Source organism: Arthrobacter nitrophenolicus (genome assembly GCF_045833485.1).
In the GTDB taxonomy this organism is placed as follows: Bacteria; Actinomycetota; Actinomycetes; order Actinomycetales; family Micrococcaceae; genus Arthrobacter; species Arthrobacter nitrophenolicus.
Genome location: NZ_CP174504.1, coordinates 161,664 through 183,622 on the forward strand (window position 1 = coordinate 161,664; position 21,959 = coordinate 183,622).

Annotated in this window: 21 protein-coding genes; 10 read left to right on the forward strand and 11 right to left on the reverse strand. The window is 67.9% G+C overall.

Annotation, left to right across the window (positions count from 1 at the left end):
* Positions 1–191 precede the first annotated feature (191 nt).
* From ACJJV6_RS00725 to ACJJV6_RS00750, 6 genes are read left to right on the forward strand one after another with little or no spacing between them, the layout of a single operon-like run.
* Positions 192–1,271, forward strand: coding sequence for a hypothetical protein (locus ACJJV6_RS00725; RefSeq protein ID WP_407709688.1), 1,080 nt, complete (start codon positions 192–194; stop codon positions 1,269–1,271).
* The gene (locus ACJJV6_RS00730) at positions 1,261–1,902 is read left to right on the forward strand and encodes a DUF4129 domain-containing protein (RefSeq protein WP_407709689.1); all 642 of its coding nucleotides are present in this window, start codon (positions 1,261–1,263) and stop codon (positions 1,900–1,902) included. The genes ACJJV6_RS00725 and ACJJV6_RS00730 overlap by 11 nt, the downstream gene beginning before the upstream one ends.
* Positions 1,899–3,080 (forward strand): DUF4350 domain-containing protein, encoded by a 1,182-nt coding sequence (locus ACJJV6_RS00735; protein ID WP_407709690.1) that lies wholly within the window; start codon positions 1,899–1,901, stop codon positions 3,078–3,080. Before ACJJV6_RS00730 ends, ACJJV6_RS00735 begins: the two co-directional genes overlap by 4 nt.
* Positions 3,077–4,072: an AAA family ATPase gene (locus ACJJV6_RS00740; protein WP_407709691.1), complete on the forward strand. Its 996-nt coding sequence runs from the start codon at positions 3,077–3,079 to the stop codon at positions 4,070–4,072. The genes ACJJV6_RS00735 and ACJJV6_RS00740 overlap by 4 nt, the downstream gene beginning before the upstream one ends.
* The gene (locus ACJJV6_RS00745; protein WP_407709692.1) at positions 4,072–5,364 is read left to right on the forward strand and encodes a DUF58 domain-containing protein; all 1,293 of its coding nucleotides are present in this window, start codon (positions 4,072–4,074) and stop codon (positions 5,362–5,364) included. Before ACJJV6_RS00740 ends, ACJJV6_RS00745 begins: the two co-directional genes overlap by 1 nt.
* Before the next feature lie 33 nt (positions 5,365–5,397).
* Complete coding sequence (locus ACJJV6_RS00750) at positions 5,398–6,111, forward strand: DUF4166 domain-containing protein (RefSeq protein ID WP_133346112.1); 714 nt, start codon at positions 5,398–5,400, stop codon at positions 6,109–6,111.
* Positions 6,112–6,139: 28 nt separating this feature from the next.
* On the opposite strand, the gene ACJJV6_RS00755 is transcribed toward ACJJV6_RS00750, so the two are convergent.
* The 9 genes from ACJJV6_RS00755 to ACJJV6_RS00795 all read right to left on the reverse strand — a co-directional run bounded on the left by ACJJV6_RS00755 (position 6,140) and on the right by ACJJV6_RS00795 (position 16,830).
* Complete coding sequence (locus ACJJV6_RS00755) at positions 6,140–7,198, reverse strand: hypothetical protein (RefSeq protein WP_407710448.1); 1,059 nt, start codon at positions 7,196–7,198, stop codon at positions 6,140–6,142.
* Positions 7,199–7,200: 2 nt separating this feature from the next.
* On the reverse strand, positions 7,201–7,608 hold the full coding sequence (locus ACJJV6_RS00760) for a chorismate mutase (protein ID WP_407709693.1): 408 nt from the start codon (positions 7,606–7,608) through the stop codon (positions 7,201–7,203).
* 93 nt (positions 7,609–7,701) lie between these two features.
* The gene (locus ACJJV6_RS00765) at positions 7,702–9,417 is read right to left on the reverse strand and encodes a dipeptide ABC transporter ATP-binding protein (RefSeq protein WP_407709694.1); all 1,716 of its coding nucleotides are present in this window, start codon (positions 9,415–9,417) and stop codon (positions 7,702–7,704) included.
* Positions 9,414–10,451, reverse strand: a complete 1,038-nt coding sequence (locus ACJJV6_RS00770) for an ABC transporter permease (RefSeq protein WP_407709695.1) — start codon at positions 10,449–10,451, stop codon at positions 9,414–9,416. Before ACJJV6_RS00770 ends, ACJJV6_RS00765 begins: the two co-directional genes overlap by 4 nt.
* Position 10,452: 1 nt before the next feature.
* Positions 10,453–11,544, reverse strand: a complete 1,092-nt coding sequence (locus tag ACJJV6_RS00775) for an ABC transporter permease (protein WP_407709696.1) — start codon at positions 11,542–11,544, stop codon at positions 10,453–10,455.
* Positions 11,545–11,653: 109 nt separating this feature from the next.
* Complete coding sequence (locus ACJJV6_RS00780) at positions 11,654–13,288, reverse strand: ABC transporter substrate-binding protein (protein ID WP_407709697.1); 1,635 nt, start codon at positions 13,286–13,288, stop codon at positions 11,654–11,656.
* 246 nt (positions 13,289–13,534) lie between these two features.
* On the reverse strand, positions 13,535–14,662 hold the full coding sequence (mnmA, locus tag ACJJV6_RS00785; RefSeq protein WP_133346102.1) for a tRNA 2-thiouridine(34) synthase MnmA: 1,128 nt from the start codon (positions 14,660–14,662) through the stop codon (positions 13,535–13,537).
* Positions 14,663–14,857: 195 nt separating this feature from the next.
* On the reverse strand, positions 14,858–16,087 hold the full coding sequence (locus ACJJV6_RS00790) for a cysteine desulfurase family protein (protein WP_407709698.1): 1,230 nt from the start codon (positions 16,085–16,087) through the stop codon (positions 14,858–14,860).
* A 53-nt stretch (positions 16,088–16,140) separates the two neighbouring features.
* Positions 16,141–16,830: a hypothetical protein gene (locus ACJJV6_RS00795; RefSeq protein WP_407709699.1), complete on the reverse strand. Its 690-nt coding sequence runs from the start codon at positions 16,828–16,830 to the stop codon at positions 16,141–16,143.
* 181 nt (positions 16,831–17,011) lie between these two features.
* Between ACJJV6_RS00795 and ACJJV6_RS00800 the strand changes: the two genes are divergently transcribed.
* The 4 genes from ACJJV6_RS00800 (at position 17,012) to ACJJV6_RS00815 (ending at position 20,145) form a co-directional block, all read left to right on the forward strand.
* A complete protein-coding gene (locus tag ACJJV6_RS00800) occupies positions 17,012–17,959 on the forward strand; it encodes a J domain-containing protein (protein ID WP_407709700.1) in 948 nt (315 codons plus the stop codon).
* A gap of 37 nt (positions 17,960–17,996) precedes the next feature.
* Positions 17,997–18,464, forward strand: a complete 468-nt coding sequence (locus ACJJV6_RS00805) for a tRNA (cytidine(34)-2'-O)-methyltransferase (RefSeq protein ID WP_407709701.1) — start codon at positions 17,997–17,999, stop codon at positions 18,462–18,464.
* Between the two features lie 204 nt (positions 18,465–18,668).
* Positions 18,669–19,277 (forward strand): sigma-70 family RNA polymerase sigma factor, encoded by a 609-nt coding sequence (locus ACJJV6_RS00810; RefSeq protein ID WP_407709702.1) that lies wholly within the window; start codon positions 18,669–18,671, stop codon positions 19,275–19,277.
* Between the two features lies 1 nt (position 19,278).
* On the forward strand, positions 19,279–20,145 hold the full coding sequence (locus tag ACJJV6_RS00815; RefSeq protein WP_407709703.1) for an anti-sigma factor domain-containing protein: 867 nt from the start codon (positions 19,279–19,281) through the stop codon (positions 20,143–20,145).
* 69 nt (positions 20,146–20,214) lie between these two features.
* On the opposite strand, the gene ACJJV6_RS00820 is transcribed toward ACJJV6_RS00815, so the two are convergent.
* Both ACJJV6_RS00820 and ACJJV6_RS00825 read right to left on the reverse strand, forming a co-directional pair.
* Entirely contained in the window at positions 20,215–20,994 is a 780-nt protein-coding gene (locus ACJJV6_RS00820) for a PIG-L deacetylase family protein (protein ID WP_407709704.1), read from the reverse strand.
* Positions 20,995–20,998: 4 nt separating this feature from the next.
* Entirely contained in the window at positions 20,999–21,946 is a 948-nt protein-coding gene (locus tag ACJJV6_RS00825) for an electron transfer flavoprotein subunit alpha/FixB family protein (RefSeq protein ID WP_407709705.1), read from the reverse strand.
* Positions 21,947–21,959 lie beyond the last annotated feature (13 nt).

Here is a 21,959-nt window from a genome sequence, read left to right on the forward strand (position 1 = left end):
ATGCGCCATGGCCGGGGCAGCAACCTTGGCCGGGACAAAAGCCGCCAGGTTCGCAGTGGCCCGGCCAGCAACAGCCTCCCGGGCAGCAGCCCTGGGGACCGCCGGACTGGCAGCAGCCTGCCGGCCAGCAGCCACCGTGGGGACCGCCGCCCGCACCCGGCTTCCCCTACGCCCGGGCTCCGCAGCCGGGAATGCAGAACGGCGCCCCCTACGGCCAGCCCCGCTACATGGCACCGCCCAAGCCCGGCATCGTCCCGCTCCGCCCCCTGATGTTCGGGGAGATCATGGACGGCTCCTTCCAGGCCATCCGGCGGAATCCGAAAGCCATGCTGGGGGCCGCCGTGCTTGCCCAGTCCCTGACAGCCATCCTTGCGGCCGTCATCACCGCCGTCACCGCCACCTCCACGGGATCCATCGAAGCCTGGGCGGAGAGTGCCAGCCCGGCGGAAGCGGCGTCACTGGGCATCGGTTTCTTTTCCGCCTTCCTCGTGGTCGGCCTGCTCACGCTGCTGATTTCCGCAGTCCTCCAGGGTGCGATGGTGGTCCCGGTGGCGCGCGCCATCCTGAACCGGCGGACAGGGTTCCGCCAGATGTGGGCACTCTCCCGGTCGCGGGCCGGGGCGCTGGTCCGCCTGGCGCTGCTGCTGGTGGCCGCCGGGATCCTGGCTTTCGGTCTCCTCGCGGCGCTTGCGGTAGCCCTGGTGTCCAGCATGGAAGGAACCGGGGCGCTCCTGCTCATTCCGCTTGTCCTTGCTTTTATCGCGCTGTCCATCTGGATCGCCGTCAAACTGATGGTGGCTCCCGCCGCAGTCGTGATTGAGGAACTGGGAGCCTTGGCCGGGCTCCGGCGGTCCTGGGAGCTGACCCGCGCCAACTGGTGGCGGATCCTCGGCATCACGCTGGTGGTCAGCATTTTGGTGGGGGTCATCAGCCAGGTGGTGATGATCCCGGTCAGCCTTCTGGCAGGTTTCCTCACCACATTCACCGATCCACTTGGCGGGGGCGGCGACGCGGCAGCCACCGCCGTGGCACTCGGCGTGGTTACTGCTGTCCTGGGCGCCCTGGTGGGCGCCCTCGGGTATGCGTTCCAGACGTCCGTGATGGCGCTGCTCTACATGGACCTGCGGATGCGGAAAGACGGCCTGGACATCAGCCTCCTGCGCCTTGCCGAATCGGGCGCCGATCCCGACGGCGTCCCGGGCCGCGGGGCTGACAACGTCCGGGGACCGGACAACGGACCTTCCTCCGGCCCGTGGCCGCATGGCCACTGAACCCCCCGTGCTCCCCGGGGCAGGGGAAGCCCGGCGGTGGGCTGAGGAAGAACTCACCAAGGCGGAATACCGTGAGGCTGCACCGTCGTGGATCGAAACAGTCTGGGAGAACTTCCTTGACTGGTTTTCGTCCCTGGACGGATCCTCGCAGTCCGCAGGTCCCCTGCCGGGTCCCGTGATCGGGATTGTCATTGCCCTCGTCATCGCGGCCGCCGTGATCCTGGCCAGGCCGCGCCTGAACGCAGCGCCACGCCGGACCAGGGATGTTTTCGAGGCGGACAGCGTCCTTTCCGCCGCTGAATACAGGCAGCGCGCCGAGGCGTCGGCCGCGTCTGGTGAATGGGGGGACGCCGTCGTCGAACGCTTCCGTGCACTGGTCCGCGCGGCTGAAGACCGGACCATCCTCGAACCGCAGCCCGGGCGCACGGCGGACGAGGTGGCTCGGGAGCTGGCCGTGCCGTTCCCCAGGGAAGCAGGGGGCCTGGAGCGCGCGGCAGGCGTCTTCGACGCTGTGCGGTACGGGAACCGGCCGGCAGGCCGGGGCGACTACCAGGAGCTGGCCGGCCTGGACGCGGATCTCGAGGCGGCGAAACCGGAGTCGGCACTGCAGCCCCCGGCGGCCCTCAGATGACGGACACCCTTATCCGCGGGGCAGCTCCTTCTCCCGCTCCCGGGCGGACACCACTGCCTTGGCTCCGCAAGCACCGTGCGTTGACGGCCCTCTGCGCGGTGGTGGCCGTCGCCCTGGGCCTGGTTGTCTGGGGCCAGCTGGCTCCCCGGGGTGACGCCGTTCCGCTGTCCCCCGGCAACGCAGGTCCGGACGGCGCACGGGCCGTCACCCAGATCCTGGGGCGCCACGGAGTGGACGTGCACACAGCCGGAACGTTCGAGGAGGCGATGGCCGCGCTGGGGGAAAGTTCAGCCGCAACCCTCCTGCTGTATGACCGCAACGGGATCCTCGACGAACCCCGGCTCCGTGATCTGGCGGCCGCCGCCGGGGAGGTTGTAGTGGTCACGCCGCGGCTGGAAACACTCACCGCACTGGGCAGCGGTATCAGGCAGGCGGGAGTGGTGCCCGACGATGCTCCCCCGCTGGCCCCCGGCTGTCCGCTCCCGGACGCCCTGGCCGCGGGGGAGGTCTCGGGCAGCCAGGGTTTCGTGTACGACGGCGGGGTGTCCTGTTACCGGCCTGCCGGTAGTGCCGCCGGGCTGCTGGCTGTCAGCGGCGACGGGCAGCTGACGGTGTTGGGCAGCACGGTGGTCCTGGGCAATGGGCAGCTGGATGAGCGGGGCCATGCTGCCCTTGCGCTCCGTACCCTGGGCAAGTCTCCGGACCTGGTCTGGTACCTGCCGTCACTGGAGGATGTGGCCGCGTCCGGGTCAGGGCAGACCCTGGACGAGCTCGCACCGGAGTGGGTCCGTTTCCTGGGCCCGTGGCTGCTGGTGGTCGCCCTGGCCGCGATCGCGTGGCGCGGCCGGCGGCTCGGCCCGCTGGTGTTCGAGCCGCTGCCAGTGGTGGTGAAGGCAGTGGAAACCGCAGAGGGCCGCGCCCGGATGTACCACGACGCCCACGCGGTGGACCAGGCACGGGACAACCTCCGCGCCGGGATCCTGGTACGGCTGGCCGCCAGGCTCCGGCCCGGACCGGGAGCCTCTGCCGACACCGTCATTGAGGCGGCGGCACGGTTGCTGGGCCGGCCGGCAGCCGATATACGGGACCTCCTCAACCACCATCCCGGCAGCGAGTCCCGGCTGGTCGCCTGGGCACAGGAACTGGACAACCTAGAGAAAGAGGTCAACAGCCGATGAGTGAATATGGCAGCGGCCAGCGGGTCCTGGACCCGATGGAGCACGATTCCGCCCGGCAGGCCCTGCTGGATGTGCGCCACGAGGTGTCGAAGGCGGTGGTGGGACAGGACGCTACGGTGACCGGCATGCTGATCGCCCTGCTGTCCCAGGGGCATGTGCTGCTGGAGGGTGTGCCGGGCGTGGCAAAGACCCTGCTGGTACGGGCCCTGTCCGCGGCACTGGACCTGGACACCAAGCGGGTGCAGTTCACCCCGGACCTGATGCCCGGCGATGTCACCGGGTCCCTGGTCTACGACTCGCACACCGCCGGGTTCACGTTCCGGGAAGGGCCGGTATTCACCAACCTCCTGCTGGCAGACGAAATCAACCGGACGCCGCCCAAGACCCAGGCTTCGCTGCTGGAGGCGATGGAGGAACGGCAGGTCTCGGTGGACGGCGTGTCCCGCCCGCTGCCCGCCCCGTTCCTGGTGGCCGCCACGCAGAACCCGGTGGAGTACGAGGGCACCTATCCCCTACCGGAAGCCCAGTTGGACCGCTTCCTGCTCAAGCTCACCATGCCCCTGCCAGAGCGTTCGGCGGAGATGGAAGTCATCCGCCGCCATGCGGCCGGGTTCGACCCGCGCGACCTGGCAGCGGCCGGGGTCCGTTCCGTCGCGGGCGCCGCAGACCTGGAGCGGGCCCGGCAGGCCGTCACGGGCGTCGCCGTCGAACAGGAAATCATCGGCTATATCGTTGACCTGGTGCGGGCCACCCGCACGGCACCGTCCTTCCTGCTGGGCGTTTCGCCGCGTGGAGCCACAGCGCTCCTTAACACCTCCCGGTCCTGGGCCTGGCTGTCCGGCAGGAGCTTCGTCACCCCCGACGACGTCAAGGCGCTGGCCCTGCCCTGCCTCCGGCACCGGGTGGCGCTGCAGCCCGAGGCCCAGATGGACGGGGTCCGGGTGGATGACGTGCTGGGCAGCATCCTGGCGTCCGTTCCCGTTCCGCGCTGATGGCCATTTCCGGGCGCTTTGTCCTGCTGGTGCTGCTGGGCCTGGTTCCGGTCCTGCTGCTGCCCGGATGGGGAACCGTATGTGCCGTGTTGGCCGTCCTCGCCGTCCTGTGCGGCACCGACCTGCTCCTCGCCGGCGCGCTGAAACCGGTCCAGGTGCTGCGCTCCGATCCCGGCAACGTCACGCTGAACGGGACGGCGGAGGCCAGGCTCATTGTCCGCAATGACGGGAGCCGGCGGCTGCACGGCTTGCTGCGGGACGGCTGGCAGCCGTCAGCCGGAGCACAGGACCCGGTCCAGGGCATTGATGTTCCCGCGCATGAAAGCCGGCGCATCACTGTCCGGCTCCGGCCGGTCCGCCGCGGCGACCTCAAGGCCCCGCACGTGACGCTGCGCTCCTTTGGCCCCCTGCGCCTGGCAGCACGCCAGCGCACCGTTGACTGCCCCGGGGCGCTGCGTGTCCTGCCGCCGTTCCATTCGCGCCGGCACCTGCCCTCCAAACTGCGGAAACTGCGGGAACTGGACGGGAAAGCGGCCGTCCAGATCCGCGGGGCCGGCACCGAATTCGATTCCCTGCGGGACTATGTCCGGGGCGACGACGTCCGGTCCATTGACTGGCGCGCAACCGCCCGCAGGTCCGCCGTCGTGGTCCGCACCTGGCGGCCCGAACGTGACCGCCGGGTGGTGATGGTCCTCGACACGTCACGGACAGCGGCAGCGAGGATCGACGACGAGACCCGCCTCGACACCGGGATGGAAGCGGCGCTCCTCCTCGGTGTGCTTGCCGAGCGCGGCGGCGACCGGGTGGACTTCCTGGCGTTTGACCGCAGGGCACGGGCCCGGGCAGGAACCGCCATCCAGGGCAATCTGCTGGGACAGCTGGTCCAGTCCATGGCACCGCTGGATCCGGAGCTCATCGAGATGGACTGGCCGGCCGTCCCTGCCCAGGTCCGCGCCGTCACGGCCCATCGCTCCCTTGTAGTGCTGCTGACTTCCCTCGACGGCGGCGCGCCGGAGGAAGGGCTCCTGCCGGCCGCCGCCCGGCTGGCCCAGGACCATGTGGTGGTGGTGGCAGCTGTCCGGGATCCGCAGCTGGGCGCCATGGTCCGGGAGCGCGGCGATGCTGCCGGGGTATTCCGGGCCGCCGCTGCGGAACGGGCCCTCCTGCAGCGCGCCGCCGTCAGCGCCGAGCTTCGCCGGTACGGTGTGGAAGTGGTGGACGCCGAACCGCACCAGCTGCCGCCGCGCGTCGCGGACATGTACATCCGGCTCAAGGCTGCCGGTAAATTGTGAGACCAGTAGTGTGTTGCCCGCAGGAGGAGCTTCGTGAACGTACCGATTTACCAGCAGGTCCTTGGAACGGACTTTGCCAGGCTGCAGCCGGAACTGCAGGAGTACTTCTCCCTGGTGCCCGGTTCGGGCCGCTACGGCATCGGTGAAGGGACATTCGATGTAGTGGGCTGCCGGCAGGAATGGCTGCGGCCGCTGCTGCGGCTGACCAGCAGCGAGGAGGCCTTCTTCCCCGAATATGGCGAGAACATTCCATTCCGGATCGAGAATCACGCCCACCAGGACCCGTTTGGCCGCTCCAGCCTTACCGCCCGCCGGGAGATCCGCTTTCCCGGAAGGACCCGGATTTTCCAGGACACCACCAGCGCCACCATCCGCAACGGGTCACCGCAGCTGGTTGACTACGTGGGCCGCTACCGCCGCATGGTGACCGACCTGAACCTGAGTGTCACCCCGGAGGGACGGCTGCGAGGCGTCTCTGAAGCCTCCCGCCTGTTCCTTGGCCCGCTCCGGGTGCCCTTGCCGGCACCGGTGGACGCCAAGGCGTACGCCGAGCAGTGGTGGGATCCCGCGGGCGGCACCAACGGCAAGCACCGCATCCAGGTCAAGGTCATCCAGCCGCAAATCGGTCTGGTCCTGGTCTACGCCGGAAGCTTCGACTACAGGTTGCGGCCCTACACCGGAGGCAGCGCGGCCCAGAGCTTCCTTCCCCGCTACGCGCAGCCGGACCGCTGGGAGAACCGGGTCTAGGACGACGGGAGTTGACCGGTTCCGCCGGTCAGCCGAGGGCGAGCTGGTTCAGCCCGTCCGCCAGCTGCGTCAGCCTGCCCAGCACCGCGGTGGCCTGCGCAGGGGTGCGGTCCGCCAGGCCAGCCGACGGCGTGACGCGGAGGGTCCGCAGGGACGACGCCGGCAAACCGAGCTGCCGCCACGGCCGCCACACGAATTCCACGCAGTCCGCAACCTTGGGAAGGGTGTCCCCGTCCACATCCAGCGCCCCGGCCCACAGCCGCTTGCCTGTCTCCACGGCCCCGGCAAGGTGCTCCCATTGGCGGGTGGTCAGGGCCTTCAGGGGCACCGCGACACCGTCCGCACCGGAAGCGAGGATCGGCTCGAAAGGGGCTTCGACGGCGGGAACGGACACCACCACTTCAACGGCTCCCGCGGCCCGAAGGGCTTCAATCACCAGCCGCCACGCTTCGCGGGCTTCCGCCGTGGCAACAGCCCGCAGCGTGCGGTAGCCACTGGCCGTGGGGATGGTGCCGGCGAGCACGGCGGCGATATCAGGTTCATCCAGCTGGACCACCAGGCGTGCACCGGGCACGGCTGCGGCCACCCGGCTAAGGTAGCCACCGACGCCGGCAGCCAGCGACTCAGCCAGGTCCCGCCGTGCACCGTAATCGATCAGCGCGCGTTCGCCGTTGTGCAGGTGCAGGCCGGCGGCCAGGCTGAGGGGGCCCAGCAGCTGGACCTTGATTTCCTCGGCGGACGCCTCCTCGGTCCCCGCCACATCGGCCAGGACGTTGATGTCGGTGGCAAGCGCCGAGGCTGCCCGGCGCACATCCTTGCCCGGACGGTCCACGAGGCGCCATCCGTAGGGCTGGACATCGACGGCCAGCTCCTCGAGCAGGGACGCGGTACGGCCCAGCGCATCGGAACCGACGCCCCGGGCCGGCAGTTCAGCCAGGAACGGCAGGTGGGGACTGCCGAGTTCTCCGCGGATGATCCTGGCAGCTTCCAGGGGGTCCTCGCCCGGCCATGGCCCCAGCCCGGTCGCCGTTACTTCCGCCGGCCGGGCCTTCTCCGGCGCGGCGGCGGGTTCGTGCCGTTCAGCCACGGTCACGTGAGTGCTGATGCCTGCGGGTGCTGGCCGGAGGCGGCCTGGTGGTCCTCGGCGATCGCCTCGTGGTGGCGGATGACCTCGCCGATGATGAAGTTCAGGAACTTCTCGGCAAAGGCGGGGTCCAGGTGGGCATCCTCGGCGAGCCTGCGGAGCCGTGCGATCTGCGCCGTCTCGCGACCCGGGTCACCCGCGGGAAGCCGGTGGGCGGCCTTCAGGAAACCCACCTTCTGCGTAGCCTTGAAACGCTCCGCCAGGAGGTACACCAGCGTGGCGTCGATGTTGTCGATGCTGGAGCGGATGGACAGCAGTTCAGCCATCACCGAACTGTCCACCTGGCCGGCCAATGAGCTGGCGGAGGGATCGTATTCGTCTGAGTCGGGTGAGGGGAGGTTGTGCTGCGTCATGATCCCAGTCTATGGGCAGCGGGCCCGATGGGCCGGGTGTTAAGCGCCGGTGCCGGGGTGCCGCCCCGGCACCGGCGCTTGGCGGCACTGCGCTCAGATGCCCAGCAGCGCCCGGTGCTGTTCCCGGCGTCGCGCCTGTTCCTCCGGATCCGGCACGGGAAGGGAGGCAATGAGCCGTTTGGTGTAGTCATGCTGCGGGCTGCCCATGACCTGGCTCCCGATGCCCTGCTCCACCAGACTGCCCTTGTACAGGACCCCCACCCAGGACGAGAGGATGTCCAACACCGCCAGGTCGTGGCTGATGAACAGGCAGGCGAACCCGAATTCCTGCTGGATGTCCTTGAACAGGTCCAGGACCTTCGCCTGGACCGAAACGTCCAGGGCCGACGTCGGTTCGTCGGCAATCAGCAGCCGGGGATTCAGGCTCAGGGCGCGGGCCAGGGATGCCCGCTGCCGCTGCCCGCCGGAGAGTTCGTGCGGGTAGCGGCCGGCGTACGACGCCGGCAGCTGGACTGATTCGAGCAGTTCACCGACGCGTTTACGGGCCTGGGCGGGGCCGGGCTTTGTGTGGATGACCATAGGTTCGGCGATGCACTCCCCGATGGTCAGCTGCGGGTTGAAGGACGCCGCGGGATCCTGGAACACGAAGCCGATGTCCTTGCGGAGGGGCTTGAAGGTCCGCTCCCGGAAGTCCAGCATCTCGTAGCCCAGCACTTTGAGGCTGCCGCCCGTGGTCCGGTTGAGTCCGGCGATGGCCCGCCCGATGGTGGTTTTGCCGGATCCGGATTCCCCCACCAGCCCGAACACCTCACCCCTGGAGACGGTGAAGCTGACCCGGTCCACGGCGGTGAAAGCAGGGGTACCGAGCCGGCCGGGGTATTCGATGGACAGGTTGCTGGCAGCCACCAGGACTTCCGCATCCTGATGGGGACGCACGGTCTGGCCCTCCGAAGCCGAATTGTGTCCAAGGTGCGGCACGGCGGCCAGCAGTTTCCGGGTGTAGTCCTGCCTGGGCTCGGCGAAGAGTTTGCGCGCCGGCGCCTCCTCAACAACGTTGCCCTGGTACATGACCACCACGCGGTCGGCGAGGTCCGCCACCACACCCATGTTGTGGGTTATCAGCACTATGGAGGTGCCGTACTTGTCCCGCAGGTCGCGGAGCAGTTCCAGGATTTCGGCCTGCACCGTGACGTCCAGGGCGGTGGTGGGCTCGTCCGCAACGATCAGGCCCGGATTGAGTGCCAGGGCCGCGGCGATGACCACCCGCTGCTTCTGGCCGCCGGAAAACTGGTGCGGATAGTAATTGACGCGGTGGTCGGGATCCGGGATGCCCACCTTGCGCAGCGCCTCCACGGCCCTGGCCTTGGCCTCCTTGGCGGACACACGCTTCGCGCCGTTGCGGCCGGAGTGGGCGCGGATGCCTTCGGCGATCTGCCAGCCGACGGTGAACACCGGGTTCAGGGCCGTTGACGGCTCCTGGAAGACCATTGCCACGTCACACCCGCGGATCTGGCGCAGCCGTTCGGCACTGACGCTGATCACGTCCGCCCCGTTGATGAGGACAGTGCCGGAGCTGGTGGCAGTTTCCGGCAGCAATCCCAGGATGGTTTTGGCGGTCACCGTCTTCCCGGAACCGGACTCCCCCACAATGGCCAGCACCTCCCCTGCCCTGACGTCCAGGCTGACGTCCTTGACGGCCCGGACGTCGCCGCCGTCCGTGGCGAAGGTGACGCTCAGGTGCCCGATGTCCAGGACCCGGGTATCCGGCTGGTCCCGGCTCGCGGTGGCTGCAGCAGCGTTGGCGCTCATGATCCCCTCACTTCCGTATCAGTGGCGGCGTGCGCCATAGTTCCTGGACCCGCGGCAGTTGGAGCCGGCATCACTTTGCCGGCTGCGGATTTCCTCCCCCGCAGGCGGGGATCGTTCAGGTCGTTGATGCTTTCTCCCACCAGCGTCAGGCCCACCACCGTGAGCACGATGGCCATCCCGGGGAACAGGCCTGTCCACCAGATTCCCGACGTGGTGTCGGCGAGCGCCTTGTTCAGGTCGAAGCCCCATTCCGCGGCCGAGCTTGGCTCGATGCCGAAACCGAGGAAGCCCAGGCCGGCCAGGGTGAGGATTGCCTCCGAGGCGTTGAGGGTGAAGATCAGGGGCAGGGTCCTGGTGGCGTTGCGGTAGATGTGCCTGCCCATGATCCGGATGTTGGACGCCCCCACGACCTTGGCGGATTCAACGAAGGGTTCCGCTTTCAGCCGGACCGTCTCCGCCCGGATGACCCGGAAATACTGTGGAATGAAAACCAGGGTGATGGCGGTCCCGGCGGCGAAGATGCCGCCCACCAGGCTGGACTGGCCGCCGCTGATGACGATGGCCATCACAATGGCTACCAGGAGCGATGGAAACGCGTAGACGGCGTCGGCAACCACCACGAGGATCCTGTCCAGCCAGCCGCCCAGGTATCCGCTGACCAGGCCCAGGACCACGCCAATGACGATTGACATGGCGACGGCGACGACGATCACCAGGATCGCAGTCTGCGCACCCCAGATCACCCGCGACAGGACGTCGTACCCTCCTACGGTGGTGCCCAGGAGGTGTTTGCCGCCCGGGGCCTGCTGCGTGGGGAAGTTGCCGTCGTCGTCGGACAGTTGCGAGTAGCCGTACGGCGCAAGGAGCGGGGCGAAGAGCGCCGTCAGCACGAACGCGCCGGTCAGGACCAGCCCGGCCACCAGCATCCCGCGTTGGAGTCCCACGCTCCGGGTGTAATGGGAGATGACCGGAAGGCGGCGGAGGAGCGGTGCCCTGGGGTTTGCCGCCGGAAGGGGCACGTCGGGATTGGCCATGTCAGTACCTCACGCGGGGGTCGATCAGCGCGGCGATGATGTCCACGATGAAGTTGGTCAGGGCCACGATGATCGCCAACAGCACCACGATGCCCTGCACCGCCACGAAGTCGCGTGCGGTCAGGTAGTTGGCCAGCTGGAATCCGAGCCCCTTCCATTCGAACGTTTTCTCTGTCAGCACTGCCCCGCCGAGCATCACGGCAATCTGCAGGCCCATCACGGTGATGATGGGAATCAGGGCCGGCTTGTAGGCGTGCTTGGTCACCAGCCGGTACTCGCTGATGCCGCGGGACCGTCCGGCCTCGATGTAGTCACGGCCCAGGGTACCGATGACGTTGGTCCGGACCAGGCGGAGGAAGATGCCTGCCGTCAGCAGGCCGAGCGCCAGGGCCGGAAGGACGGCGTGGGCCACGACGTCGGCGAACGCGGCCATGTTGCCGCTCCGCAGGGCATCCAGCCAGTAGATGCCGGTCGGGGCCTCGAGCGAGGTCAGGGCAAGTTCGCTGGAGGTCTTTGCCCTGCCGGCCACGGGCAGCCAGCCCAGCCACACCGAGAAGGTGAGCTTCAGCAGCATTCCCGCGAAGAACACCGGGGTGGCGTAGCACAGGATGGCGAAGACCCGCAGGACGGCGTCCGGCGCTTTGTCGCGGCGGTGGGCTGCGAGCATTCCCAGGGGAATGCCCACGAGCAGGGCCACGACGAGCGCGTTGAGGCTGAGTTCCAGGGTGGCCGAACCATACGTGGTGAGCATCTCGACGACGGCACGGTTGTCGGTCAGGGTACGGCCGAAGTTGCCGGTGGCCAGCTGGCCGAGGTATTCGAAGTACTGGACGAGGATGGGCCGGTCGTAGCCTGCAGCCTCGATGCGTTCCTGGAGCTGGTCGGCGGGCAGCCGTCCTCCCATGGCTGCCGTGATGGGGTCGCCGGTAATCCGCATCAGGAAGAAGACCATGGTCACGAGGATGAAGATAGTGGGGAAAATCAGCAGGAAGCGGACCAGGATGTACTGTCCCAGTCCTCCGCCGGAGGACTTCCTCGCGGCAGGAAGAATTCCGCCCGTGTCGCCGGGCGGCGCGTCAATCAATGTGGTCATGGGAACCTTCGGATCGTCTGGGCGCTGGTCCTGCCAGCGCCATCAGCCAGCACCGGGGGCGGGACGCCGTGCGGGCGCCCCGCCCCGTGGCGCGGCTTGCCGGCTGGACCTACTTGGACATCACGCCAAGGCGGGTCTTGAAGGACGGATCGAGGGTCTTTTCCACGCCCTTGACATCAGTCCCGGCGACCATCACCTGGGCGCCCTGCAGCAGGGGCAGGGTGGAGAGGTCCTTGGCGATGGCTTCCTGGGCCTGGCCCAGCAGCTCGCTCCGTTCGGCCTTGTCGGTGGCGACCAGCTGCTTGTTGACGACGTCGGTCACGGCCGGGTTCTCGTAGTGGTTGCCCAGGAAGTTGCCGGGGATGAAGAACGGCGTGAGGTAGTTGTCGGCGTCGGAGTAATCCGGGAACCAGCCGAGCTGGTAAACGGGGTAGGCATCCGCCCGCCGTTCCTTGGTGTAGGTGGTCCACTCAGTGGACTTGAGGTCCACCGTGAAGAGCCCCGATTTCTCCAGCTGTTCCTTCACCAGGGCGTATTCGTCCGCGGCGGACGTGCCGTACCTGTCGGTGTACTGCAGCTTGACGTCCACCACGGAGGTGATGCCGGCATCAGTAAGCACCTGCTTGGCCTTTTCCAGGCTGGGCTTGCCGCTGCCGTCCCCGTAGAGGCTCTTCAGGGGTTCGGTTGCTCCCTCGAATTCCTTGGGCACGTAGGAGTAGACCGGGGTGTAAGTGTTCTTGAAGACCTGGGATGCGATCACATCCCGGTCAACCAGGTGCGCGATTGCCTGCCGCACTGCCAGGGCCTTGGCAGGGTCGGCTTCGGGGGTCTTGGCTCCGAACGGCATGGTGTCGAAGTTGAAGACCATGTAGCGCAGCTCGCCGCCGGGGCCCTTGTGGACCTTTACGCTGCTGTCCGACTCGAGGTCGGCCACGTCGGTGGCAGTCAGGATCCTGCCGGCAACGTCGATGTTGCCCTGCTGCACGTCCAGCTTCAGGTTGTTTGGGTCCGCGTAGTGCTTGAGCGTGGCGCCGTCGTTCGCCGCCTCGCCCAGCAGGCCCTGGTAGTCGGGATTGGGCTTGAAGTTGACCAGCTCGTTCTTCTTGTAGCTGTCGATGGTGTACTGCCCGGCGAAGGGCTTTGCCGCGACGATGGCGTCATCGTCCATGATCTTGTCGGCCGGGAAGACTTCCTCGTCCACAATGGGGCCGGGGTTGGAGGCGAGGACACCCGGGAACACCTGGTCGTTGCCGGCCTTGAGGGTGAAGACCACCGTGTCCGGGTCGGTTGCCTCGATCTTTTCCATGTTCGCCAGCAGGGAGGCCGGGCCGTTGGGGTCGTTGATGCTCATGACCCGGTTGAACGAGAAGACGACGTCGGAGGAGTCAAGGGTGTGGCCGTTGGCGAACTTCAGGCCGGGCTTCAGCTTCACCGTGAATTCGGTGGGGCTGGTGAAGGAGGCTGATTCCGCGATGTCCGGAGCGGCGTCGGCGGTTCCGGGGGCGTAGTTGAGCAGGAAGGGATAGATCTGGTTCATCACCATGAATGAGCCGCCGTCATAGGAGCCTGCGGGGTCCAGCGTGACCACTTTGTCCGTCGTCCCGTAAGTGATGGCGCCGCCCCCGGCGCTGCCGGTCGAGGTTCCGCCGCCGCCCGAGGGGCCCGTGCAGGCAGTCAGGGCCAGGGCAGAGATGCCTGCGAGCGCGATGGCGCCGTGCAGGGTTTTGGTGCTCTTCTTCGTCATCTGTGAACTTTCTGTTCGATGAGTGCGCGCCCGCCGACCACATGGGGTTCGTCTGCTTAGGCGGGGGACGCTGTACGGATGGGAAAGATTCAATCAGAGAGTCAACACTCAGCTCGGACCATTTGTGTGAGTCGCGCCACAAAATTTAAGTGCCGGCCCGATCCGCCCCGTCCGGTCCGCAGAAATGTGCTTCCACAACAAAAACGCCGCCCCGGGGACCGGGGCGGCGTTAGTGGGATTCGTGGGCTACAGCGCGGCGCGCTGCAGGGACCGGGCGGCGTCGATGGTGGCCTGGCCAAGGACCCGGCTGCCCTGGTAAAGGACAACGGTCTGCCCGGGCGCCACCCCGCGGAGGGGGTCTGCCAGCCGGACCACCAGCTGCCCTGCTGAGTCCCCGGCCGTCTCCATGCGGGCGGCGGCGGGCACCGGGTCGCCGTGGGCACGCACCTGGGCGTAGCAGTCGAACTCCTCGCCGGTTTCGACTTCCCGGATGGGCAGGCCCGCCCAGGACACCTTGATGCCGCGGATCTCGTCGATGGCCAGCAATGCCTGCGGGCCGACGACCACCTTGTTCTCCTTGGGCCTGATCTCGAGCACGAAGCGCGGCTTCCCGTCGGCGGCAGGGGTACCCAGTTTCAGGCCCCGGCGCTGGCCGACGGTGAACGCGTTGGCGCCCGGGTGCTCGCCCACCTTGGCTCCGGTCTCGTCGACGATGTCGCCGCGGGTCATCTCGATCTTCTCGGCGAGCCACCCTGCCGTGTCGCCGTCGGGAATGAAGCAGATGTCATGGCTGTCCGGCTTGTTGGCCACCGACAGCCCGCGGCGTTCGGCCTCTGCCCGGACTTCCGCCTTGGACGGCGTATCGGCCAGCGGAAACATGGAGTGCTTGAGCTGTTCGTGGGTCAGGACACCCAGGACATAGCTTTGGTCCTTCGCCCAGTCCGCGGCGCGGTGCAGTTCGCGGTTTCCGTCGGCGTCCTCGATGACCTTCGCGTAGTGGCCGGTGCAGACGGCGTCGAAGCCCAGGGCGATCGCCTTCTCCAGCAACGCCGCGAACTTGATGCGCTCGTTGCAGCGCATGCAGGGGTTGGGAGTGCGGCCGGCAGCGTACTCGTCAATGAAGTCCTGGACCACGTCTTCCTTGAAGCGCTCCGAGAAGTCCCACACGTAGTACGGAATGCCCAGCACGTCGCAGGCCCGCCACGCGTCGCGCGAGTCCTCGATGGTGCAGCAGCCCCGGCTGCCCGTCCGCAGGGTGCCCGGCATCCGTGACAGCGCCAGGTGGACGCCGACGACGTCGTGCCCGGCCTCGACGGCGCGGGCGGCGGCAACGGCGGAGTCAACTCCACCGCTCATGGCTGCTAGAACTCGCATGCTGGCTTTCTGTAGGGGAAGGTTTTTGGCCGGCGCCCGGTGGCGCGGACCGGCTGTGAAAAACGACTGCCCGGATCGGCTGCGCAGATAGGTTGCGCAAATGGACTGCGCAAATCGACCAGGCAGGCTCCCGGAAACGATCCTTGCCTATCTATTCTACGGCCTCGTGTAAAGTCGTCCGCCGCGGGTGCCGGGTCAGCGGCTGCCCGGCACCTGGCGGGCAATGGTCCCGGCTGTCTGGATCGAGGACTCGTGACCGGCCATACCGGCTTGGCGGGCACGTGCATACGCATCCGGCAGGGCAGCCAGGAGGGCGTCGACATCGGCGTCCGTGGAAGCGTGGCCCAGCGTGAAGCGCTGGGCACCCCGGGCTGTCTCCTCGTCAAGCCCCATGGCCAGCAGGACGTGGGAGGGACGCGGCACTCCGGCGGTGCACGCGGATCCCGTTGATGATTCCACTCCGGCCAGGTCCAGAAGGAACAACAGTGAGTCACCTTCGCAGCCCGGGAAGGTGAAGTGCGCATTGCCCGGGAGCCGCCCGGCTCCCGGGGCGCCTCGAAGGACGGCTTCCGGAATCCGTTCGAGGACGCCCTCGATCAGGCGGTCCCGCAGGGCAGCGATGCGCGCGGCTTCGTCGGCTGGATTTGCGGTTACCCCGGCAGCGGCAGCGGCGAAGGCGGCTATGGAGGCGGTGTCCAGGGTGCCGGACCGGACGTCGCGTTCCTGGCCGCCGCCGTGCTGGACCGGCGTCAGTTTGACCGCACGGCCGAGCAGGAGGGCACCCACGCCCACCGGTCCCCCGATCTTGTGGCCGCTGATGGACATGGCGTCCAGGCCGGAGTCCCTGAAATGCACGGGCAGGGAACCAAACGCCTGCACGGCGTCCGAATGCACCGGAACGCCCGCGGCATGGGCAAGCTCCACCACGCGGTGGACCGGCTGGATGGTACCCACCTCATTGTTGGCCCACATCACGGTCACCAGCGCAATGCCGGCCGGATCACGGGCGAGTTCGGCCTCGAGGAACGGCAGGTCCACCACACCTTCGCCGTCAACGGGCAGCCATGTCACCTCCGCGCCTTCATGGCGCTCCAGCCACTCCACGGTGTCCAGCACTGCATGGTGTTCGACGGCAGAACACAGGATGCGCCGCCGCGCAGGGTCTTCGGCCCGGCGGGCCCAGTAGAGGCCCTTGACGGCAAGGTTGTCCGATTCGGTGCCGCCGGACGTAAAGATCACTTCGGACGGGTGCGCCCCGGCGGCAGCGGCTATTGTTTCCCGGGCGTCCTCCACCGTCCGGCGCGCCCGCCGGCCCGAGCCGTGCAGCGACGACGGGTTGCCGGTGCGGGCCAGTTCGCGGGTCAGGGCAGCCAAAGCCTCAGCGGAAAGCGGGGTGGTTGCAGCATGATCGAGGTAGGCGGGCACCCTGTAATTCTAGCGGTTTCGAGGCATCGCTCCCCCGGGTGCCGCCTCGCAGCCTAGTTCGACGGCGGCAGGACCTGGAGCCGGGTGGCCACGTCCGCACGGGCTCCCGCGAGGGAGGGGGCATCGGGACAGGAAACGGAGACGTAGACCGAAGAGCCTGCCGTTGCGAAGAGCCGCGCCATGACAGCTGTTGCCCTGCCGCCGGGCGCGGCCTGCTCGAGAAGCAGGACCTCCACCCGGCGCTCCGGTGCTTCCAGATCTTCACCCCAGCGCAACGAGTCTGTCTTCAGGTAGCCCGGCAGGACAGTGGGATCCAGGTACTGGAACAGCGCAACAGTCGACTCACGGTCGTCCGCCCGGGCAAAGGCTTCCTGGTTGCCGCGGACCCTGGCAGAAACCAGGCAACCGTCCGCCTTCAGGTACTGGCTTTCCCCCGCCACGTTTTCCTTGACGACCTGCCAGCCCGGCGCCTCCCTCAACCCGTCGGAAATCCCGACAGGCACGCCGCGGGCAAGGATGCCGCCGGCGCTGAAGGGCAGGTCCTGCGCGGCCACGGCCTCGGCATCATGCCCCGGGGTGATGGTGGGGGTGGCGGGCACGGTTGGACTCTCCGCGGCTTCCGGTGCGGCGGGATCCCGCACGTCCAGGCTGCACCCGCTGAGCAGGACCGTGACGAGCGCGGCCGCCAGCACCGCCCTCCGCCGGCCGTTTCCGGCAGGCCGTCCCGCCGTCGGTGTTTCCATCTCCACCCACTGCCTTCCCCATCGGCCGCCCGGCCGTGCCCCCACGAGTCTAGACTGCGGGAACGCGGGAACCTGCGGAACCCGGGCGCTCGTTGTCACATCAGGGCCGGCGGCAATGCTGGCTAAACTGGGCTGGCCCGGCTCCATTCACGGGCCGGTCCACAAGGAAAAGGATGTGTGCTTGAGCGAGCGCAACAGCTCCCACTACCAGGTCCTCCAGGTCGCGGTCACTGCCACCGACAAGGAGATCAAGGTGGCGTACCGCCGTGCCGCCCGCACCGCCCACCCGGACCACGGGGGTGACGCTGCTGCCTTCCGCCGGGTGACTGCCGCCTACGAGACCCTCATCGATCCGCAACGCCGCAAGGCCTATGACCGGTCCTACGCGGCAGGTACTGTCCGCGATACAGCCAACGATGAAGCCCACTTCGACGCCCCTCCAGCGGGCAGCCGCGCGTCAGCCACCGTCCACCGGCCGGGGAGCGCCCGGAACACTGCCGGAGACCCGCCCGTCTACGTACCTGCCTACGACGGCGTGACGCCGGGCAGCGTCCCACTCATCCCCCTGGCACAGGCCAGCCAGCAGGTACACGGCATGCCACGCAAGCGCGGCATCTTCGGCGCCGAGGCCCGGATCCAGCGGGAGATGCGCACGGTGCAGCTCCTGACCCGCCAGGTCCTGCCGGCGATTCCGGCCGCCCGGCTTGTCAACGGCCTCCAGTCGCCGGCAGACAACAGCCACATCGACCACGCGGTCCTCTCCGGATACCGGTTGGCCCTGGTCAATTCCATGCTTCTTCCCAAAGGCGCGTATGCCTGGGACGGCAGGACCCTCAATCATGGCGCCCGCACCATAGCCCCACCGCAGCTGGCCCACCTGGTCCGGGCGATGCAGGACATCTTTCCGGAACTGAATGTCACCGGCTGGACCGTGGTCCTCAGTCCCACCGGCAACCTGCACGAGCCCGTCATCGACCACCACCGGCGCCCGTCCGGAGCCCTGGAAACCGTCCAGATCGTCAACGCGGCCGGGATGGTCCGGGGCATTAAGGAGTTCCTGGCCTCCGGACCGGCGCCGAACACCGTCAACGTCCCCGTCCTGGCCCGGCTGCTGCGCGGCATGCACTGAAACGCCATGGCCGGCGGGCTGTCGCTAGGATGGAACCGTGTTCCGCATTCTCTTCCACGCCCCTGAAATCCCCGGCAATACCGGCAACGCCATCCGGCTTGCCGCCATTACGGGGGCTGAACTGCACCTTGTGGAACCGCTGGGCTTCGATTTCTCCGACGCCAAACTCCGCCGCGCCGGCCTCGACTACCATGACCTCGCCATCGTCACGGTCCACAAGACCATCGAGGACGCCTGGCAGCACCTGCAGCCGGAACGCGTGTATGCCTTCACGGCGGACGGAACTGCAAGCTACACGGACATCTCCTACCAGCCCGGCGACGTGCTGATGTTCGGCAGGGAATCCGTGGGGCTTCCGGAAGAGCTGAAGAAGGACCCCCACGTCACTGCCACCGTGCGGCTGCCCATGCTGCCTGCCCTGCGCTCACTCAACCTTGCCAACGCCGCCTCCATCGCCGTCTACGAGGCCTGGCGGCAACAGGGATTTGCGGGCGCGCGTATCTGAAACCCCGGGCGCGCCCCCGGTTTAAAAGATTCTTCTGCACCACCCATCCATTTCCCGTTCTGCCCCGAATGACTCCTGGAAACATTTCCGGCGCTGATCAAGGAGCAGCAGGTGACACTACTGGAAGCAGGCTCTCGGGCTAACCCCACCAGCCGGAGCGGAACTGCTAAGGATTCACCGCCGGGAGACTTATGCTTGGTAGTAATGGAAACTCCCAATGCGCCAAATGCCGAGGCTTCTGCCGCGGTGACAGATCCGCCGGCTGACCTGAGCCACCGCCTTGCGCTCCTCCTGGCGGGCATTGCACAGGGCGACCAGGCGGCCTTCGCGGAGTTTTACGAGCTGACGTCCCGCAGGGTGTTCGGCATGGCGCGCAGGGTGCTGATCGACCCCGAGCTCAGCGAGGACACCACGCAGGAAGTCTTCCTGCAGGTGTGGCAGAGCGCGGCGAAATTCGATCCCGCCGCCGGCAGCCCGCTGTCCTGGCTGATGACTATTTCGCACCGGCGTGCGGTGGACAAGGTCAGGTCCTCGCAGTCCTCAACGGACCGCGAGGCGAAGTACGGGGCAAGCACGCAGGACATTGACCATGACACGGTTTCCGATGAAGTGGGCAGCAGGCTCGAGGCCGAAGCCGTGGTCCGCTGCCTGGGAACCCTGACCGAAACGCAGCAGGAATCCGTACGCCTGGCCTACTACGGCGGCCTCACCTACCGCGAGGTGGCAGAGCGGCTGAACGCAGCAGTACCAACCATCAAGTCCCGCATCCGCGACGGACTGATCCGACTGAAGACCTGTTTGGGGGTGAGTTGAGATGACAGAAATGAACCAAGGACCCAACGGCCGCTCCGGAGCTTTCGGCGACACCGTTGCCATGGACCTGGCCTCCGGCCGTGCCGTGGACCTTGCGGAACTCTACGCCCTGGACGCCGTGACGGACCACGAGCGCCAGGCTATTGAGGACTACATCTCGGCCGCCCCGGACGCGGAGCGCCTTGCTTTCCTGGAGCGTGTCCGCCAGGCCCGCGAGACCCTCGCCACGACATTCCGGTTCGAGGAGGAGCCGCCGGCTGACCTCTTCAACCGCATCGTTGCCCAACTGCCGGACGCCACCACCCAGCGGAACGACCGGCAGCCCAACGCCGGAACCATCTCGGCGCCGCCGGCCACGGCTGCGGGAACGGCCGGCGTGGATGAAATCGCCGCCGCACGGCAGCGGCGGGAGGAACGGCGACGGCCCGGTGGAGCGCGCCGCTGGCTCGCCGGGGTTGCGGCCGCCGCAGCCATTGCGCTGGGCGGCGTGGGCGTGGGTTCCTACCTTGCAGACCAGAACGATCCCGTGAACCAGGTGATCCGGGCCGGCGACCTTCGCGAGGCGTCCGTGGACGTGTCCGCGGGCGGCACCGCCACACTGCTCATCTCGGCGTCCGAAGACGCCGCAGTGGTCAAGATGAACGATGTCCCCGCCCCGCCGGAGGGCAAGGTCTACCAGATGTGGCTCATCCCCAAGGACGGCTCGGCCCCCGTCTCGCAGGGCCTGATGGACGAGGACGCGCTGTCCAAGCCGGCCGTTGTCCAGGGCATCTCGTCCGCGTCCGCCCTGGGCATCACGGTGGAACCGGTGGGCGGGTCCCAGTCCCCCACCCTGCCCACAGTCGCCGCAGCACCCCTCGGCGCTTAGGACCGAACGACAAAAGGCAAACGCCCCGTCCCCTTCGCTGGAAGGGGACGGGGCGTTTCCTGTTGCAGGCTAGAACCCGGCGATGGTGCCGGGTCCGTTGATGGCCACCACATGGAAGGCTTCCGCGCTGTTGCCCTCAGGGAGTCCCGCGCGGGCCGCATTGGCCCGCATGCCGTGGCGGACGGTGGCTTCCATGGCTTCCACGTCCGGGTGCTGGCTGACGTGGACGTGGATGGCGGCCAGCTTTGCTTCCACCTGGCCGGTGACGTCCACGAAGTGGTTTTCCCGCTCCTCCGGACCGGCGTACAGCCAGAGCCACGGCAGCTTGAAAGCCTCCAGTCCGGATTCGGCAAGTTCCGGGTAGGCGAACGGGTTTTCCAGGGCCGGGTAGACGGCGCGGGTCACCGCTTCGCCGACCGCCAGATGGTCGGGGTGGCTCTTCTGGATGCGCCGCCAGTTCCGCTCGGGGTGCATGGACAGCACGACGTCGGGCCGGATCTTCCGGATCAGCCGCACCACTTCCTTCATCACCTCGTGCGAGGGCTCCAGGTACCCGTCCCGCTGGTGAAGGTAATGGATATCGGTGACACCCACCAGTTTGGCGGCACGGCGCTGCTCCGCGTCCCGCAGGGCGATGATGTCCGCGCGGTGGGCGGGGTCGAAGCCGCCTGCATCGCCGTCGGTCATGATGCAGTAGCTCACCTCGACGCCCGCTGCCGTCCAGGCGGCGATGGTGCCGGCGGCGCCGAAGTCGATGTCGTCAGGGTGCGCCGCAAAACAGAGGACCCGCCCAACCCGGTCCGTGGCCGGGTTGAACGGGCTCTGTGCCTGCTGGTCCAGTGCAGTCAAAGACTCAGCCTTTACGCTTCTTGATCTCCGCGGTGGCCTGCGGCAGCACGTCGAAGACGTCCCCGATGATGCCAAAGTCGGCGATTTCGAACACCGGCGACTCTGCGTCCTTGTTGACGGCGACGATGACCTTGGAGGTCTGCATGCCGGCCTTCTGCTGGATGGCACCCGAGATGCCCGCGGAGATGTACAGCTGCGGCGAGACTGTCTTGCCTGTCTGGCCAACCTGCGCATCGTGGCTGATCCAGCCGGCGTCGGTGGCTGCGCGTGACGCCCCCACTGCTGCACCCAGGGCGTCGGCGAGCTCCTCGACGGGTCCGAAGTCGCCGTCCAGGCCGCGTCCGCCGGCCACCACGATACGGGCGTCGGTGAGGTCCGGCCGGCCGCTGGCGACCTTCTGCTCGCGGGCGGTGATGCGGGCAGCCGCTGCCGTTGCGGGCACTTCCACGGTCAGGGTTTCCGGTGCGGACGGAGCGGCGGCGGGCTCGGGGGTCACATTGTTGGCCTTCAGGGTCACAACGGACACGGCGGTCTTCGCCTTGCAGGACGTGTTGTAGGACCCGGCCAGGACGGACTTGTGCGCTGTTCCGTCCGCGTCAACGCCCACGGCGTCGGTGATCACGCCGGCGTTCAGGCGGATCCCGGTGCGGGCGGCAATCTCCTTGCCCTCGGGTGAGTTGTCCAGCAGGACGACGCCGGCACCCGTTGCCTCAGCGGCGGCTGCCACGTAGGCCGCCTTGGGAGCGACCAGGTAGTCGTTGAGGTCCTGGGCGGAAGGCCGGACCACCGTGCTGGCGCCGTATTCGGCGAGCGTTGCCGCGGCAGCGTCAGAGACCTCGCCGTTCACGGCGACAGCGCTTTCCCCGAGGGTACGGGCGAGCGTCAGCAGCTCCAGGCTGCTCTTCTTCAGTTCAGCGCCGGGGTTGTCAAGAAATACGAGTACTTTTGCCATGTCTGTGATCCCT

Coding starts and splice junctions, on each gene's coding strand:
- ACJJV6_RS00725 (WP_407709688.1), top strand. CDS start 192: ATGCAGAACGGCGCCCCCTACGGCCAGCCCCGCTACATGGCACCGCCC.
- ACJJV6_RS00730 (WP_407709689.1), top strand. CDS start 1,261: ATGGCCACTGAACCCCCCGTGCTCCCCGGGGCAGGGGAAGCCCGGCGG.
- ACJJV6_RS00735 (WP_407709690.1), top strand. CDS start 1,899: ATGACGGACACCCTTATCCGCGGGGCAGCTCCTTCTCCCGCTCCCGGG.
- ACJJV6_RS00740 (WP_407709691.1), top strand. CDS start 3,077: ATGAGTGAATATGGCAGCGGCCAGCGGGTCCTGGACCCGATGGAGCAC.
- ACJJV6_RS00745 (WP_407709692.1), top strand. CDS start 4,072: ATGGCCATTTCCGGGCGCTTTGTCCTGCTGGTGCTGCTGGGCCTGGTT.
- ACJJV6_RS00760 (WP_407709693.1), bottom strand. CDS start 7,608: ATGACGCAGCACAACCTCCCCTCACCCGACTCAGACGAATACGATCCC.
- ACJJV6_RS00765 (WP_407709694.1), bottom strand. CDS start 9,417: ATGAGCGCCAACGCTGCTGCAGCCACCGCGAGCCGGGACCAGCCGGAT.
- ACJJV6_RS00770 (WP_407709695.1), bottom strand. CDS start 10,451: ATGGCCAATCCCGACGTGCCCCTTCCGGCGGCAAACCCCAGGGCACCG.
- ACJJV6_RS00775 (WP_407709696.1), bottom strand. CDS start 11,544: ATGACCACATTGATTGACGCGCCGCCCGGCGACACGGGCGGAATTCTT.
- ACJJV6_RS00780 (WP_407709697.1), bottom strand. CDS start 13,288: ATGACGAAGAAGAGCACCAAAACCCTGCACGGCGCCATCGCGCTCGCA.
- mnmA (WP_133346102.1), bottom strand. CDS start 14,662: ATGCGAGTTCTAGCAGCCATGAGCGGTGGAGTTGACTCCGCCGTTGCC.
- ACJJV6_RS00795 (WP_407709699.1), bottom strand. CDS start 16,830: ATGGAAACACCGACGGCGGGACGGCCTGCCGGAAACGGCCGGCGGAGG.
- ACJJV6_RS00810 (WP_407709702.1), top strand. CDS start 18,669: ATGGAAACTCCCAATGCGCCAAATGCCGAGGCTTCTGCCGCGGTGACA.
- ACJJV6_RS00815 (WP_407709703.1), top strand. CDS start 19,279: ATGACAGAAATGAACCAAGGACCCAACGGCCGCTCCGGAGCTTTCGGC.
- ACJJV6_RS00825 (WP_407709705.1), bottom strand. CDS start 21,946: ATGGCAAAAGTACTCGTATTTCTTGACAACCCCGGCGCTGAACTGAAG.